General features: G+C 67.5%; 15 protein-coding genes. 2 read left to right on the top strand and 13 right to left on the bottom strand.

Translation table 11 applies throughout. The annotated features are described in order from the left end of the window. Positions 1–2 precede the first annotated feature (2 nt). From ASE86_RS11195 to ASE86_RS11180, 5 genes are all read right to left on the bottom strand, one after another. Positions 3–188 (bottom strand): hypothetical protein, encoded by a 186-nt coding sequence (locus ASE86_RS11195; RefSeq protein ID WP_056425994.1) that lies wholly within the window; start codon positions 186–188, stop codon positions 3–5. Further along, a complete protein-coding gene (locus ASE86_RS11190) occupies positions 185–1,687 on the bottom strand; it encodes a helix-turn-helix transcriptional regulator (RefSeq protein WP_321162987.1) in 1,503 nt (500 codons plus the stop codon). Before ASE86_RS11190 ends, ASE86_RS11195 begins: the two co-directional genes overlap by 4 nt. 22 nt (positions 1,688–1,709) lie before the next feature. Then, positions 1,710–2,078, bottom strand: coding sequence for a CsbD family protein (locus ASE86_RS11185; RefSeq protein ID WP_056425991.1), 369 nt, complete (start codon positions 2,076–2,078; stop codon positions 1,710–1,712). A gap of 282 nt (positions 2,079–2,360) precedes the next feature. Continuing rightward, positions 2,361–2,525 (bottom strand): hypothetical protein, encoded by a 165-nt coding sequence (locus tag ASE86_RS16015; protein WP_156347100.1) that lies wholly within the window; start codon positions 2,523–2,525, stop codon positions 2,361–2,363. A 97-nt stretch (positions 2,526–2,622) separates the two neighbouring features. Then, the gene (locus tag ASE86_RS11180; protein WP_162233329.1) at positions 2,623–4,173 is read right to left on the bottom strand and encodes a Na+/H+ antiporter; all 1,551 of its coding nucleotides are present in this window, start codon (positions 4,171–4,173) and stop codon (positions 2,623–2,625) included. 219 nt (positions 4,174–4,392) lie between these two features. Between ASE86_RS11180 and ASE86_RS11175 the strand changes: the two genes are divergently transcribed. Continuing rightward, complete coding sequence (locus ASE86_RS11175; protein ID WP_162233328.1) at positions 4,393–5,448, top strand: serine hydrolase domain-containing protein; 1,056 nt, start codon at positions 4,393–4,395, stop codon at positions 5,446–5,448. Position 5,449: 1 nt separating this feature from the next. Here the strand turns inward: ASE86_RS11175 and mnhG are convergent, their stop codons facing one another. Genes mnhG through mbhE form a run of 6 tightly spaced genes read right to left on the bottom strand, consistent with a single transcriptional unit; the run spans position 5,450 to position 10,960 of the window. Next, positions 5,450–5,791 (bottom strand): monovalent cation/H(+) antiporter subunit G, encoded by a 342-nt coding sequence (gene mnhG, locus ASE86_RS11170; protein WP_056425981.1) that lies wholly within the window; start codon positions 5,789–5,791, stop codon positions 5,450–5,452. Beyond that, positions 5,788–6,063: a monovalent cation/H+ antiporter complex subunit F gene (locus ASE86_RS11165; RefSeq protein WP_056425979.1), complete on the bottom strand. Its 276-nt coding sequence runs from the start codon at positions 6,061–6,063 to the stop codon at positions 5,788–5,790. Before ASE86_RS11165 ends, mnhG begins: the two co-directional genes overlap by 4 nt. Next, the gene (locus ASE86_RS11160; protein ID WP_056425975.1) at positions 6,060–6,398 is read right to left on the bottom strand and encodes a Na+/H+ antiporter subunit E; all 339 of its coding nucleotides are present in this window, start codon (positions 6,396–6,398) and stop codon (positions 6,060–6,062) included. The genes ASE86_RS11165 and ASE86_RS11160 overlap by 4 nt, the downstream gene beginning before the upstream one ends. Further along, positions 6,395–7,861, bottom strand: a complete 1,467-nt coding sequence (locus ASE86_RS11155) for a proton-conducting transporter membrane subunit (RefSeq protein ID WP_056425970.1) — start codon at positions 7,859–7,861, stop codon at positions 6,395–6,397. The genes ASE86_RS11160 and ASE86_RS11155 overlap by 4 nt, the downstream gene beginning before the upstream one ends. Then, complete coding sequence (locus ASE86_RS11150) at positions 7,854–8,234, bottom strand: sodium:proton antiporter (protein WP_235524049.1); 381 nt, start codon at positions 8,232–8,234, stop codon at positions 7,854–7,856. Before ASE86_RS11150 ends, ASE86_RS11155 begins: the two co-directional genes overlap by 8 nt. Continuing rightward, positions 8,231–10,960, bottom strand: coding sequence for a hydrogen gas-evolving membrane-bound hydrogenase subunit E (gene mbhE, locus ASE86_RS11145; RefSeq protein ID WP_056425966.1), 2,730 nt, complete (start codon positions 10,958–10,960; stop codon positions 8,231–8,233). Before mbhE ends, ASE86_RS11150 begins: the two co-directional genes overlap by 4 nt. A gap of 160 nt (positions 10,961–11,120) precedes the next feature. Between mbhE and ASE86_RS11140 the strand changes: the two genes are divergently transcribed. Then, positions 11,121–12,422: a dicarboxylate/amino acid:cation symporter gene (locus ASE86_RS11140; protein ID WP_056425964.1), complete on the top strand. Its 1,302-nt coding sequence runs from the start codon at positions 11,121–11,123 to the stop codon at positions 12,420–12,422. Between the two features lie 42 nt (positions 12,423–12,464). Here ASE86_RS11140 and ASE86_RS11135 read toward each other — a convergent pair whose 3' ends face one another. Both ASE86_RS11135 and ASE86_RS11130 read right to left on the bottom strand, forming a co-directional pair. After that, complete coding sequence (locus ASE86_RS11135) at positions 12,465–13,082, bottom strand: carbonic anhydrase (protein WP_056425961.1); 618 nt, start codon at positions 13,080–13,082, stop codon at positions 12,465–12,467. After that, the gene (locus tag ASE86_RS11130) at positions 13,079–14,659 is read right to left on the bottom strand and encodes a SulP family inorganic anion transporter (protein WP_056425958.1); all 1,581 of its coding nucleotides are present in this window, start codon (positions 14,657–14,659) and stop codon (positions 13,079–13,081) included. Before ASE86_RS11130 ends, ASE86_RS11135 begins: the two co-directional genes overlap by 4 nt. Positions 14,660–14,726 lie beyond the last annotated feature (67 nt).

The raw sequence follows: 14,726 nt of genomic DNA, 5'->3' as shown, positions 1-14,726 counted from the left end.
ATTTAAGATTTGTCGGTGTCGCCGGCCACAGGCTTCGCGCGGGCCGAGCTTTGTTTGGCACGACTCTCGGCGACCGCGGCGTCGTCGCCGATCAGCTTGCCGATGGTCTGCTGGGCCGCCGCCTTCGCTTGCCGTGCCTTGACCGGGTCCGGTGGCGAGGATGGCTTCGTTTTTTTGCTATCGGTCATTTCGAACGCTCCCGTTGGGCGATCGTCACGGCATCGCTGTCGAAACCGCGCGCGCGCGCCCAGGCGGCGGCGGCGGTGCGGCGATGCACGCCGATCTTGCCGTAAATACGCGCGACGTGGTTGCGGACGGTGTTGCCCGATACCCCCAGCGTGCGCGCGATGCTCTTGTCGTCCAGGCCGCGGCAGATGAGCGCCAGGACTTCACGCTCCCGCGCGGTCAGGTCGTTCAGCCCGACGCCGGTCTCGTCCGGCTGCGGTGCGCGCAGTCGCGCCAGCTTGTCCATGATCGACCGGCTGAACCAGCTCGTGTCCTTCATCACCGCCTCGATCGCCTCGACCAGCTCGAGTTCGGTCGCCTTGCGGCGCGTGATGTCCTGGAACGCCCACAGGACGCAGGTATCGTCGCCCAGATGAATCATTTCCGTCGATACCAGGCTGTCGATATGGCCGCCGTCCTTGGCCAGGATGCCGGATTCGTGCCCGCGCAGATCGCGCCCGGATTCGATTGCGGCCTCGATGTCCTTGCGGCCATCGTCATCCGACCACAGCCCGACATCGGCCAGCGACCGACCGATGATCTCGGACGATTTATAGCCCGTCAGCTCGGTGAAGCTGGCGTTGACCTCGCACAGCAGATGTCCGTCGCGCGCGCCGATCGCCATCGGGACGGGCGCCATCTGGAACGTGCGCGTGAAGCGTTCCTCGCTATGCCGTAGCGCCGATTCCGCTTTCCGGCGCGGTTCCAGGTCGGCGAAGGTAAAGAGCATGCAGGGCTCGTCGCCCATGTCGATCGGCTGGCCGGCGACGATCACCAGCTTCGTGCCGCCGCCGGGCAGTTCCAGCTCGGCCTCCATCTGCGGTATGGTCCGGCCTTCGGCCATGCGCTCGCGCGCCAGGTCGCGGCGTTCCGCTGCGCGCAACACGTCGATGTCGTAGACGGTCTTGCACAGCACCTGATCCTTCGCGTGGCCGGTCATCTCCAGGAAGCCCTGGTTGACCTTTACGAAGCGCAGGTCCGACAGGCGACAGATAACCGCTGGCGCCGGGTTGGCGTTGAACGACTGCTCGAAGCGGTCCTCGGCTTCATATTGCGCGGTCACGTCCTGGATGACCATGACGACGCAGGCCGGCTCGCCCTCGTCCTGGTCGTTCAGGACCAGGCTGCGAACCTTGTGGACCCAGCGCGGGTCCTTCTCGCCGGCAACCGCCACTTCGACGACGACTTCCGAGAAAGCCTCGCCCGCAACGACGCGGCCGATCGGATAGTCGTCGTCGTCCAGCCGGTGGTTGTTGCGATAGGTCAGCTGGAAGCGCGCGCGATATTCATCGACCGTGCGTCCGAGCTCGTCCAACCGCGCGACGCCGTGCATGGCGAGCGCGGCCGGATTGGCCCAGAGCAGGCTTTCGTCCGGATCGATCAGGATCACGCCTTCATCGAGGCCGGCGACGATCTGCTGCAGATGCCGCAGATCGGTCGTCTCGCGCAGGCTTTTCATCATCGTCGACATGGCGCGCGGCGCGTCAGTCGCGGCGCCCGTGGATCAGCCAGCCGAGCGCATAGCCGCCGATCAGAGCACCCGCCGCCCACAGAAGATGATCCTCGCCACGCACCGCCTTCAGCGCCTGATCGGTGCCGCGGCGGGCGGCGTCGACCGTGCGGTCCGCGGCGTCGCCCAGCTTTTCGCGCGCGTGCTCGATCAGGCCGGGGGTCGCGTCGGCGACATCTTCGGCAACCGACTGCGCGCGGCCGAACATGTTCTCAGCGGCGCCGGCGACCTGGTTGACGACACCGTCGACCTGCCAGTTGCGGCTGTCGACCGCGTCGCCGACGGCCTTCTCGATCTTGCCGCCGACGTAACGGGCGCCGCCGTGAATTTCATGCTTGTTCATGGGAGGGGTCTCCGGAAATGGTGGGAAGGGGGCGGGGTGCGCCGGACGGCGGATCGTCTCAGCGCGCGACGGCGCGGCGAACGACAGCGACGTGTGGGCGCGCCGTTCGGGACGTGCGGGGACCCGGGCGTGTCGCGGGGTAAGCGACATCCCGTTCCGCGATGCAGGCTATGGCGAGTGCTCTCACGCCGACGACTCCGCAGACCGGTTGCGACATGCGACCCGTCGAGCGGCATTAACTTATGATAGGCGATAGTGTTCCTGGTAGCTTTGCAGCAGCTACTAGTCTTCTTGTACCAACACCTGATCCGCGCGCCGGGCATAGGCATCGGCGAACTGAAGATGCGCGATCCTCGATGATGCGACCGTGGAACGATCGGCCATTCCCCGGTGATCCTCGCTGCGCTTCAGATAATATGCGTGATCGTCGGACATCGACGCAGCCATGACAGTCTTCCGGATTTCGCCTCGTGAGAAGTCGGATGCTAAGCGATTGTTCGGATGGGTGATATGGTACGAAACAACCCCCGTGGTGGCACGTTCGCTAGTGTACGTTGCCTACGCTCGGGTTCGCTTCGTCGATGGCCAGGCGGATCTGTTCCTCCTCCAGGTCAAGCTGCTGCGTCAGCGTCGCCAGCGTTTCCGCATCGATATCGTCGCGCATCTCGTGCAGTTCGCCACGCGCCGCTTCGATCGTCGCCAGCTTCTGGCGCAGGAGAGCGTCCAGCCGGTCATGGCCGACGACCGCGCAACCGCTGAGGGCGGCGTCACGGCGGGCCTGAAATTCGGACACCAGCTCGCGCGCGGTTCGTCCGCCCTCCGGGACGACGCCGGCGACTGCCGCGGCCACCGTCTCGCGCGCGCGGACGGTCGCGTGATTGACGACGCCGATGTCGGGATCCTTCGGGTCGAACCAGCGGATCAGCAGCTTCAGCGTGGTGCCCTGCACGACCAGGGTGGAGAAGATCGCGCAGAACGCCAAGAAGACGATCAGGTCGCGCTGCGGGAAGCCGCTTGGCAGCGCGAGTGCCGCCGCCAGGCTGACGACCCCGCGCATCCCTGCCCACGAGATGATGGTGGGGTAACTGAGCGGCGGGTTGAACTTGCCGCCCTGCAGAACCGACGCGACGGCGGCGGCGGGGTAGAAGGTGACGAAGACCCAGACGAACCGCGACACGATCAGTACCAGCGACATCGCGACACCCAGCACGATCAGATGCCCGTGGTCGTAATCGACCAGCCGCGTCATGATTTCGCGCAACTGCAATCCGACCAGCAGGAACACCAGGCTGGCGAGGATGAATTCGACCAGCTCCCACGCGCTGTGCGATTGCAGACGGGTGCGCGCGGCAAGCTTCAACTGCGCGCGTCCGATCAGGCCACCGCAGGCGACCGCAGCCAGCACGCCCGATCCGTCGACCCATTCGGCGGCCAGATAGCTGATGAACCCTGCCAGGAACGACGCTAGGATTTCGAGGAAGTGATCCTTCATCCGCTGCATCAGCCAATTGGCGGCAAAGCCCGCCGCCAGGCCGACGACGACACCGATCAGCGCGGTGACCGAGAAGGACGACAGGACTTGGCCAACGCCGACGCTGCCGATCAGCGCGGCGCTGATGGCGAGTTTGTAGAGCACCAGCGCGGATGCGTCGTTGATCAGGCTTTCGCCCTCCAGCACCGCGACGATCCGCTTGGGTAGGCGAAAGCGCTTCAGGACCGATGTCGCCGCCACGGCGTCCGGCGGCGCGACGATGGCGCCCAGCGCGATCGCCGCCGGCCAGCCCATGCCGGGGATCAGCCCGCGCGCGGTGACCGCGACGATCCCGGCGGTGAACAGCACGGCGCCGAACGCGAGCAGGGCGATGAACACGATGTTGGAGCGGAACAGGCCCCAGTCGGTCCTCAGCGCGCTTGCCTGGAGGAGCGGCGGGAGGAAGAGCGCCAGCGCCAGTTCCGGCTGAAGGTTGATGTGCGGCAGGGTGGGGACGAACGCCAGCACCATGCCGCCCAGCACCAGCATCACGGCCGAGGGAATCTCGATACGGCGCGCCAGCACCGTCAGGCCCATCGCCGCGGCGATCAGGAGCAGGAGCATCTCGAAAATATGCATCGAACAGGAATCCCGGCCGGGTGGACACGCCGCGCAATGCACCTGCCCCGATGGCGGCAGGCCCCGATACCGACTGTTCACGCCCCGACCGAACGCGAAAGCCGTCGTTTCGCTCCCGATGCGATCGACTTGCCGGTGGCGGATACATGGTCGACGTACCGCGATCGCCTCCCTACACCCCGGATGAAAACGGGGGAGGGCAGCATGTTCGACAGGCGTACGGTGATCGCGGGCGGGGTAGCGCTTGGCGCGACCGCGGGGTGGGCGGCGCAACCGTCGGACGCAAAGCGCCGGGCGATCGCTGCGGTCGCGCTGCCGGCGAACTTCAACGGGCTGATCGCCTATGGCCGGGCCGGGCGGGTCGAGGCCATGCGCTGCGTCGGCATGGCCGATGTGGAGAGCCGCCGGCCGGTGACGCCGGACACGCGCTTCATGTTCGGATCGGCATCGAAATGGCTGGTCAGTTGTGCTGTACTGCGGCTGGTCGAGCAGGGGCGGCTGTCGCTCGACGCGCCGATCATCACCTATCTGCCCGACTTCCGGCGCGACACGGGCGAGCGCGTGCTGCTGCGGCATCTGCTGTCGAACACCAGCGGCATCCCCGATCTGATGATCCGGCAGGTGAAGGTCGAGCCCGCGCTACGCCAGTCGACCGCGACCGCGGCGGAAATGGTCGCGCGCTTTGCCGGCGGCGATCTGGCGTTCGCGCCCGGTGCGGGCTGGGATTACACGCCGATCAACTGGACGATCGTCGACGCCATCCTGGAACGGGTGACGGGCGAACCGTTGCCCGCATCGGTCGGGCGGCTGGTATTCCAGCCGCTGAAGATGCGCGAGACGGGGTTTGCGATCGCTGGCGAGCCGCCGCTGCCGATGATCGCCGCGGCTTACACCAATACCACGCCGCCGGTGCGCAAGATGGCGCCGGTTCCGCGCTTCGTCGCGGCGAGCGGCAATGTGGCGGGGACGGCGGCCGATGCGATGCGCGCCGCGCACGGCATTTTCCACGGCCAGCTGCTACGCCCGGCGTCGCGCACCGCGTTGACGACGCTGCGATGGCCTGCGCAGGAATATGCGCTGGGCGGTCGCGTCCACCCGATCGACGGCGCGTCCTGGGCGTGGGAGACGGGCAAGGTCGAGGGATATCGGTCGCATATCGCGCATCGCCTGTCGCACAGCGAAACGATCGTGGTGTTCAACAACACCGACCTCGATCAGTCGATGATCGATCAGTGGGTGGAGGCGATCGCACGGGCGTAAGCTACGGCTCGACCGGTTCCGTCGCCCGGTCGAGCTCGCCGTCCAGCGGATCGTCGGCGATCCCCTCCAGCCGGGTGCCCGAGACATAGGTCGCGCGCGCCAGCATCTGGGCGCCGACGGGCAGGGTCAGCAGCAGGAACAGGATGTTCATCCATCCGATCCGATCCGCGCCGCTGTCGTCGTGGATCATCACGCCGATCAGCAGCAGCGCGCAGCCGAGCGTTCCCGCCTTCGTCGCGCTGTGCATCCGCTGCAACGGGTCGGGCAGGCGGATGACGCCGATGGCGGCGACCAGTAGGAAGGCGGTGCCGGCGATCATCAAGCCGGCAGCAAGGATCGTCATTTCCGCCCCTTCCGCAGTTCGAGAAACACCGCAAACGCCGCCGTCGCCACGAAATTGATGAGCGCCAGGCTCAGGCCGATGTCGAGGAATTCGGATCGTCCGGTCAGCACGGTCGTCACGGCCGCGAAGCCGACCGCGACCGCAGTCAGCATGTCGAGTGCGATGAAGCGGTCGGCGAAGCTCGGGCCACGCACCATGCGCCAAGCGGCCAGCACCAGCGCGATCGCCAGAATGACCGACAGGCCGGCGGACAGGGTCTGCATCCCGGTCATTCCAGCAGCTCCGCGATCCAGCGTTCGAAATGGCTCTTGAAGCGCGCGATCGTGGCGGCGTCGTCGTCGGTATCGAGGATATGGACGAACAGTCGCGTCCGGTCGCGCGAAACGTGCAGGCAGGTCGACCCCGGCGTCAGCGACACGAAATAGGCGAACAGCGCGATCGCTGCCGGGCGGGTCAGCGCAATCGGCACGACGACGATCCTGGGAGACGTGCGCATCCGAGGACTGAGGACGATCCGCGCGACATCGCAGGACGCAGCGACCAGATCCCACAGGAAGATGCCGGTCAGGACGATGCCGGCGCGGATGCGGCGCAGCGGTGCGGTCATGACAGGCCGGCCAGCGTCTGCGCGGACCGCTCGGCCAGCGCCCAGAGCCAGCCCGGCGCCAGCCCGATTGCCACTGTCGTGCCCGAAAGCAGGGCCATCGCGACCAGCCCGCTTGTCGGCAGGCGACGCTGCGTCGCCGACCGCGACTGTTTCCAGCAGGCATCCGACCAGAAGGTCGTCATCGACACGATCGTCAGCAGCCCGGTGAACAACGCAACCGCGCCAAGCCACGCCATGCCGCCGTCCAGGCTCGCGCGGATGACGATCATCTTTGCCCAGAAGCCGGAGAAAGGCGGTATCCCGGCAAGCGACAGCACGGGCACCGCGAACAGCAACGCGAACAATGGCTCGCGGCGCATCAGCCCGCCGGTGCGGGTCAGGTCCCAGCTGCCGCTCGACCGGCGGATCAGTCCGGCGCCGAGGAACAGGTTGGCCTGCACGATGATCGAATGGACCATGTAGAACACGGCCGCTGCAACGCCTTCGCGGGTCGCCAGCGCCAGGCCCGCCATCATGTACCCGACCTGTGCGATCACGTGATAGGCAAGAAGGCGGCGCATATCGGTCTGCGCCAGCGCTCCGGCGATGCAGACCAGCATCGTCGCCGCGGCGATGACGCCGAACAACGGGACAAGCTGGCCGGCCCCGCCGCCGGTCACCCCGAACACGCCGACGAAGATCAGCAGCAGCGCAAAGAAGCCCATCTTGGTCAGCAGCCCCGCGAACACCGCGGCGACCGTCGTCGGGGCGGTGTGGTACGATGCCGGCAGCCAGAGATGAAACGGGACCAACCCCGACTTCAACACGAACCCGCCCAGCAGCAGCGCGGCGGCGATGGCGGTCGCGGCGTCGGTCGGCCGGTCGGCAAACGCCTGCGCCGCGCTCCGCACCTCGAGCGTGCCGGTGATGCCATAGACCATCGCGACGCCGATCAGGATGAATGTCGCGGCAAGCATGGCGAAGGCGGCGTAGCGGATCGCGCCGTCGATCTGGGCCGAGCGCCGGTCGATCGTCAGCAGCCCGAGCGCGGCGAGCAGGGCCAGTTCGAACCAGACGTACAGGTTGAACAGGTCGTCGGTCAGGAACGCGCCGTTGACCGCGCCGACCATTGCCAGAGTCAACGCGTCATATCCTGCGCGCCGCCGCCGCGGGCCGATGTCGGCGAGTGCGTAGATCGCCGTCGCGAGCGTGACGACCGCGACGACCGGCACCAGCAGCACGCCGGGCAGGCTTGCGGAAAAGCCGATGCCGAACCCCTGCGGCCAGCCACCGAACACCGTAGCCGGCAGCGGATCGCCGTCGGTCGCGCGGAGGAACAATGCCAGTGAAGCGAGCGTGAGCAACGCAGTCGTTGCGATTCCGGTCGCGGTCGCCAGCCCGGCGTGGCGGCGCAGTACGAGCGCCAGCGTAGCGCCGGCGAACGGCAGCAGGACGGGCAGGATCAGCAGCACCGCGTCAGACATCGGCCGGGTCCCGCTGGCGCGGCGGGCCGAGGTCTTCGGCGGTGCCGACGTCGCGCGCGTCGATCGACGCTTCGCTGCGCCACGCGCGCAGGACCAGCACCGCGAGCATGACGGTCAGCGCGAAGCCGATGACGATCGCGGTCAGGATCAGCGCCTGGATCATGGGATCGGGGCCGTTCGTCAGCGCACGTGCGCCATCGGCGATGATCGGCGGCTGCTGGCTGCGCGTATGCCCGGCCAGGAACAGCAGGATGTTCGCCCCCGTCGCCAGCAGCGACAGGCCGAGCAGCATCCGCACCAGATTGCGCGACAGGATCATGTAGAGCGCGCAGGCGACGATGCCCGATCCGATCGCAGCGTAGAGGATGGTCATCGCGCCGCCTCCCGCTGCAATCCGAACAGGAGGGCGAGTACCGCGCCGAGCACGACCATATAGACGCCGAGGTCGAAGATCATCGTCGTCCCGAGCTTGGGCAGCCACCCGCCCGGCTCCCACCACAGATGCGTGAGATACGGGGAGCCGGTGGCAAGCGCCGGCAGCCCGCTGGCGAGTGCCAGTGCCATGCCGATCGCGACCAAAGTCAGCGGATCGACCCGGAGCGCGCGTTCGGCGCGGGCGACGCCGTACGCCAGCGCGACGATCGCCAGCGCCAGGGACGCGACCAGCCCGCCGACGAACCCGCCGCCGGGCTGGTCATGCCCGCGCCACAGGATGACCAGCGACGCGGCGAACAGCAGCCAGGCGAACCCGCGCGCCGTCGTGGCAAAGGCGAAATGAACTTCGGGCGGGGGGCTGGTCGCCGTGTCGCTGTCGCGGGACTTGAGCAGCGACCGCGCGAGGACCGCGGCGACGGCGATGACCAGCGTCTCGCCCAGCGTGTCGAAGCCGCGGAAGTCGACCAGGATGACGTTGACGACGTTGTGGCCGTAGGCTGCGACATAGCTCATCCGCGCGTAATAGTCGCTCGCGGCCGACGACCCGCCGCCGGCGGTCATGTCGACGATACCGGCGAACAGCAGCACCCCGACACCGACCGCGACGGCCGCGTCCCGGCGTCGCATCGCCACGTTGCGGGTCGGCGGGGAGGCGAGGGGGACGGCGAGCAGCAGCGCGGTCAGCAGGACGACGACCAGCGCCTCGACGCTGAACTGGGTCAGCGCCAGGTCGGGGGCGCCGTTCATCAGGAAGGTGATGGCGATGGCGAATCCGGTCAGCCCCGCCGTGATCATCGCGCCGAGCAGCGATGTCGCACGCGCCGCGGCGATCGCCCCGGCAAGCCCGACGAGGGCGACGACCGCGGGGGCGATCCGCACGGGTTCGATATCCGGCAGGCGGGGCAGGACGCCCGCACCGGCGAGCGACCACAGCATCAGCGCCGCCATCCCGGCGACGACGACCAGCAGGTAGCGGCGCAGGTCGCCGTGCTGGACCAAGCCGGTCAGCGCCCGCGCGGTGCCGATCATCGCTCGCAGGCTGGCTTCCCACAGCCGCTCGACCGCCAGCGTGTCGAACCGATCGACCGCGCGCAGCCGCAGGTGGATCGGCTTCCAGAACCCGACGATCAGCGCGCCGGTGCCGACCACGACGCCGCTCAGCAACAGCATCGGCGTGATGCCGTGCCAGACCTCCAGCTTCACCTCGACCGCCTGACCGAACACGGCCGCGACCGCCGGGCGCAGCGCGACGCGGGTGATCCATTCGGGATCGAGGCTGATGAACAGCCCGGCCAGCGCCAGGACGAGCGGCGGCGCGACCAGCGATAGGGTCTCGCCATGCTTCACCGCATCGACCTTGCCGTGGCCCAGGAAGAAGGGGCGCAGCGTGATGACGCCGGCGACACCGACCATCACCGCATTGACGATGACCGCGATGGCCAGCGGCACTATTTCCCAGCTGCTTTCGAGCTGTGCCTGGAACAGGAATTCCTTCGAAATGAAGCCGATGAATGGTGGAATCCCGGCCATCGACAGGCTGGCACCGACGCAGGCGAGCGCGGTGAACGGCAGGAAACGGACCAGCCCGCCCATGGCGCGCAGGCTGTACAAACCGGTCGCGTGGAGGACCGAGCCGGCGCAGAAGAACAGCGCGGCCTTGTACATGGCATGGGCCAGCAGGAAGCCGACCATGGCGACCGTCGCAGTCGGTCCGTCGAGCCCGACCAGCAGCGTCAGGATGCCGAGCGAGGCGACCGTCGAATAGGCGAGGGCGGATTTGAACCCTTCCGCCCGCAACGCCTGCACCGCGGCCAGCAGCATCGTCAGGCAGGCGATGGTGATGACGGAGGTGCGGCCCCACGGCACGCTCGCGAACACCGGCTCGAACCGGGCGAGCAGGTAGATGCCGAGCTTTACCATCGTCGCCGAATGCAGGAACGCGGACGCGGGCGTCGGGGCCTGCATCGCGTTGGGCAGCCAGAAATGGAAGGGGAACTGCGCGGACTTGGTGAAGGCCGCGATCAGGATGCACGCGACGATGGCGTTGCCGTATGGGCTCGCCGCGATCTCGCTTGCGCGATCGACGGCCGTGGCCATCGAATAGGTGCCCAGTACGTGGCCGATCATCAATACGGCCGCCAGCAGCATCAGCCCGCCGAACGCTGTGACCTGCAACGCCATCAGCGCCGCGCGCCGGGACCGTGCGCTCTTGCTGTCGAACCCGACGAGCAGGAACGACAGGATGCTGGTCGCTTCCCAGAAGACGAGCAGCAGCAGCAGGTTTTCCGCGAGCACCGTCCCGAGCATCGCGGTCAGGAACAGCAGGATCAGCGTGAAGAAGCGGGTGCGTTCGGTACGCGATTTATCGGTCAGATAGCCGCCGGCATAGACGATGACGAGTGCGCCGATGCCGGTCACCAGCAGGCAGAACAGGAAGGAGAATCCGTCGAGCCGGAGCGTCGCATCGGCGCCGAGGCCGGTCGCCCACAGTCGCCCCTCGCCGGTCACCCAGCCGCGCTCGACCACCGGCGCCATCGATACGAATGCGGCGAAGAGTCCTGCGGGAAACAGCGCGATCAGCAGGCCTGCGCCGCGGCCCACGACCCGCGCGATCAGCGGGACCAGGCACGCGCCGACCAGGGACAGGAGGAGGATCGCGAACATTCCATTTCCCAATGCCTGAAACGCCCGAGGGATGCGTCCGCGCGGGCAAAATCGTTACGCAGGCGATCATTTCACGCCGTTCGCGGCGGCAAAGCCCGGTTGGGCGGATCGAAGAAATGCTTCGTTGTTGCAGGCGCCGCTCGACCCGAGATGTTCGCACATGCAGCAACTCTCCAGATATCTGCCGTCGTTCGGCGTCCAGGTCGCGATCGGCATGGCCGCCGGCGTCCTTCTCGGCCTGCTCGCCGGGCAGACGGGCGGGGCGGACGGTGCAGTCGGCGCCGGGCTTTACACGACGGGGCAGATTTTCGTCCAGTTGCTGAAAGTTCTGGTCCCCGCGCTGGTCTTCACCGCGATCGTCAGCTCGATCGCGGCGCTGCGCGACTTGCCCAACGCCGCGCGGCTGGTCGGCCAGACGTTGCTCTGGTTCGCGATCACAGCGCTGATCGCGGTCTCGATCGGTATCGTGCTGGGGCTGGTCATGCAGCCGGGTCTGCACAGCAGCGCGTCGATCGCCGCCGCGGCGGCACCCGCGACGGTCGGGTCGTGGCTCGATTTCCTCAAGGGGCTGGTGCCGGCCAACCTGCTCGGGCTGACCGCGACGACGTCCACGGCCGGTAGTGCGACCACGACCGCGCTCGGTTTCAACGTCCTCCAGATCATCGTCGTGGCGATTGCGATCGGCGCGGCGGCGGTGCGTGTCGGTGCGCCGGGCGAGCCGTTCCTGGCGTTCAACGCCTCGCTGCTCGCGATCCTGCGGCGGTTGCTGGGGTGGGTGATCGCGCTGACCCCGATCGGATCGGCGGCGCTGATCGGCGATGCGATCGTCCGCTACGGCTGGAGCACGCTGTCGTCGCTCGGCGCGTTCGCGGCGACCGTATACGTCGGGCTCGGCATCGTCCTGATCGTCGTTTACCCGCTGCTGCTCGCGGCGCATCGGATCGATCCGCTATGGTTCTTCCGTCGCGCGTGGCCGGCGATCCAGCTCGGCTTCGTCACGCGGTCGTCGGTCGGCACGCTGCCGGTGACGCAGGACCTGACCGAGCGCGCGCTGGGTGTGCCGCGGGCCTATTCGGCCTTTGCCGTGCCGCTCGGCGCCACGACGAAGATGGACGGATGCGCCGCCATATATCCGGCGGTGTCGGCGATCTTCGTCGCGCAATTCTTCGGGATGGCGCTCCACGCCGGCGACTATGCGCTGATCGTGATGGTGTCGGTCCTGGGATCGGCGGCGACCGCGGGGCTGACCGGCGCGACCGTGATGCTGACGCTGACGCTCACCACGCTCGGGCTGCCGCTGGAAGGCGCGGGGTTGCTGCTGGCGATCGACCCGATCCTCGACATGGGCCGGACCGCGGTGAACGTCGCCGGGCAGATGCTGGTGCCGACGATCGTCGCCAAGCGCGAAGGCCTGCTGGCTGCGCCGGCCGACGAGGTTCTGATCGAAGCACAGCCAGCGTAAGCCCGGCGGCCCGACCAATGGATGGTCGGGCCGAGAGGGCGGTCAGGCCGCGTTTGTCTCCACCACGTCGTCCGCCGTCACGCTCAGTACCGGGCGGATCAGCCCGTCGGCCAGGCCGTAGATCCAGCCGTGGATGGTCAGGGGCTGGCCGCGCTCGAACGCGGCACGGACCAGCGGCAGGCGGGTCAGGCGATCGACCTGTTCGCGGACATTCAGCTCGACCATGCGATTGATCCGCTCGCGTGCGTCGAGGCCATGAACTTCGGTGCGGTGCCGGTCGTACAGATCGCCGACGTCGCGCACCCAGTGCGCAACCGCGCCGGTCGCGTCCTGGTGCATCCCGTGCGCCACGCCGCCGCAGCCGTCGTGGCCGCAGATGATGATGTGGCTGACCTTGGTCTTCTCCAGCGCGACCTGGAGTACCGCCATCAGGTTGTCGTCGTCCTCGTGAACCTGGTTCGCGACGTTGCGGTGGATCGACATCACGCCCGGCGGCGAGTTGGTGATCTGGTCCGGCGCGACCCGGCTGTCGGAACAGCCGATCCACAGGAAATTCGGGTTCTGCTCGGCGGCGTGCCGTTCGAAATAGTCCGGCCGCTCGTCCTTCAGCTGAGTCGCCCAGGCCTTGTTGGCCAGCAGCAGCAGCGATTCGTCGTTCATATATGTACGAGCTCCCGGCGCGGCGCGTTGATGAGCGGCGCGCTTCGTTCAGCGATGTCGCCGCGCACCATGACGCGGATGTTCTTGAATTCGGCACCGCGGACGAACGCGTTGATGACGTCGATATTGTCGAGATCGACATAGGACGTCGCCGACAGGTCGATCAGCAGGCTGGAGCCCTCGGGCACCGCGTTCAGGCACTTTTGCAGCTCGTACTTGTGCATGAAGTACAGGTTGCGCCGCGCCGCGATCATCACGTTGCCCTGTCCATCGTCGACCGTGACGAGGGCGGTGCGGAAATTGCGGGCGACGACGAACACGAAGCCGATCGCCAGACCAATCGCGATACCGATCAGCAGGTCGGTGAACAGGATCGCGGCGACGGTCGCGACGAACGGCACGAACTGCGTCACGCCCTGCTTCCAGCGCTTGGTGTAGAGCGACGGCTTGGTCAGCTTGTACCCGGTCTGGATCAGCACGGCGGCCAGCGCGGCGAGCGGGATCAGGTTCAGCAGGAACGGGATCAGCAGCACCGACAGCAGCAGCCAGGTGCCGTGCAGGATCGTCGACAGCTTGCTGTTGGCGCCCGCATCGACGTTCGCCGACGATCGCACGATGACCGAGGTGACCGGCAGGCCGCCGATCAGGCCTGACACCATGTTGCCGCCGCCCTGCGCGAACAGCTCGCGGTTCTTGTCGGTGGTGCGGCGCTTGCTGTCGAGTTCGTCGACCGCCTTCACGCTCAGCAGCGATTCCAGGCTGGCGACGATGGCGAGGGTCAGGGCGACGGTCCACACCGTGCCGTTGCCGATCTGGCCGAAGTCCGGGAGGGTGAACAGCTTTACGAAGCCGCCCAGGCCATCGGCGATCGGTACCTGGACCAAGTGGCTCTCTTGCAATTGCAGGCCGGGCGACAGCGCGCCGAACAGCGCGTTCAGCGCGACGGCGCCGACGACCACGACCAGCGGTCCGGGAACAAGCTTGAACGGGCCGTCCTTGGGCTTGTTGGCTTCCCACCAGAACAGGAACGCGATCGCGACGGCAGAGATGATGACCGCGCCGGCGGTTAGCTGGTTGGCGACGCTGTAGAACACGGTCGAGATCGTGTTCATGCCGTCGCCCTGGTTGAACTTGAAGTCGCCTTCGGGGGCGCCGTCATAGCCGATCGCGTGCGGGATCTGCTTCAGGATCAGGATCAGGCCGATCGCCGCGAGCATTCCCGTGATGACCGACGAGGGCACGAATTCGGCGAGCACACCGCCGCGCGACAGCGAAAATATCATCTGCATGGCGCCGGCCAGCACCACCGCGAGCAGGAACGCCTCGAACGTCGGCAGGCTTTCGATCGCGGCGAAGACGATCGTGGTCAGGCCCGCAGCCGGGCCGCTGACCGACAGGGGAGACTTCGATAGGACGCCGACGACGATCCCGCCGACGATGCCCGCGATCAGCCCGGAAAACAGCGGCGCGCCCGAAGCGAGCGCGACACCGAGACACAAGGGAAGGGCGACCAGCGCGACGACGATCGACGCGGGCACATCCTGTTTCCAGCCGGCGAACGGCAGGATTTTGTTCATGAACTATCCCTGAAGAAAAAAAGAAGCGGCCGCGCCCGGGGTATGGGGGAAGGCGTGGGAACGGCCG

Source organism: Sphingomonas sp. Leaf33 (assembly GCF_001421785.1).
In the GTDB taxonomy this organism is placed as follows: Bacteria; Pseudomonadota; Alphaproteobacteria; order Sphingomonadales; family Sphingomonadaceae; genus Sphingomonas.
The sequence above is the reverse complement of the archived record's forward strand: the minus strand, read 5'-3'. Positions and strand labels throughout refer to the sequence as shown.

What these genes read in the sequence shown, in the direction of transcription:
- ASE86_RS16015 (WP_156347100.1), bottom strand. Translation starts at nt 2,525, where the DNA reads ATGGCTGCGTCGATGTCCGACGATCACGCATATTATCTGAAGCGCAGC.
- ASE86_RS11160 (WP_056425975.1), bottom strand. Translation starts at nt 6,398, where the DNA reads ATGACCGCACCGCTGCGCCGCATCCGCGCCGGCATCGTCCTGACCGGC.
- ASE86_RS11130 (WP_056425958.1), bottom strand. Translation starts at nt 14,659, where the DNA reads ATGAACAAAATCCTGCCGTTCGCCGGCTGGAAACAGGATGTGCCCGCG.
- mbhE (WP_056425966.1), bottom strand. Translation starts at nt 10,960, where the DNA reads ATGTTCGCGATCCTCCTCCTGTCCCTGGTCGGCGCGTGCCTGGTCCCG.
- mnhG (WP_056425981.1), bottom strand. Translation starts at nt 5,791, where the DNA reads ATGACGATCCTTGCTGCCGGCTTGATGATCGCCGGCACCGCCTTCCTA.
- ASE86_RS11165 (WP_056425979.1), bottom strand. Translation starts at nt 6,063, where the DNA reads ATGACCGGGATGCAGACCCTGTCCGCCGGCCTGTCGGTCATTCTGGCG.
- ASE86_RS11190 (WP_321162987.1), bottom strand. Translation starts at nt 1,687, where the DNA reads ATGATGAAAAGCCTGCGCGAGACGACCGATCTGCGGCATCTGCAGCAG.
- ASE86_RS11175 (WP_162233328.1), top strand. Translation starts at nt 4,393, where the DNA reads ATGTTCGACAGGCGTACGGTGATCGCGGGCGGGGTAGCGCTTGGCGCG.
- ASE86_RS11140 (WP_056425964.1), top strand. Translation starts at nt 11,121, where the DNA reads ATGCAGCAACTCTCCAGATATCTGCCGTCGTTCGGCGTCCAGGTCGCG.
- ASE86_RS11150 (WP_235524049.1), bottom strand. Translation starts at nt 8,234, where the DNA reads ATGACCATCCTCTACGCTGCGATCGGATCGGGCATCGTCGCCTGCGCG.
- ASE86_RS11180 (WP_162233329.1), bottom strand. Translation starts at nt 4,173, where the DNA reads ATGCTCCTGCTCCTGATCGCCGCGGCGATGGGCCTGACGGTGCTGGCG.
- ASE86_RS11195 (WP_056425994.1), bottom strand. Translation starts at nt 188, where the DNA reads ATGACCGATAGCAAAAAAACGAAGCCATCCTCGCCACCGGACCCGGTC.
- ASE86_RS11185 (WP_056425991.1), bottom strand. Translation starts at nt 2,078, where the DNA reads ATGAACAAGCATGAAATTCACGGCGGCGCCCGTTACGTCGGCGGCAAG.
- ASE86_RS11155 (WP_056425970.1), bottom strand. Translation starts at nt 7,861, where the DNA reads ATGTCTGACGCGGTGCTGCTGATCCTGCCCGTCCTGCTGCCGTTCGCC.
- ASE86_RS11135 (WP_056425961.1), bottom strand. Translation starts at nt 13,082, where the DNA reads ATGAACGACGAATCGCTGCTGCTGCTGGCCAACAAGGCCTGGGCGACT.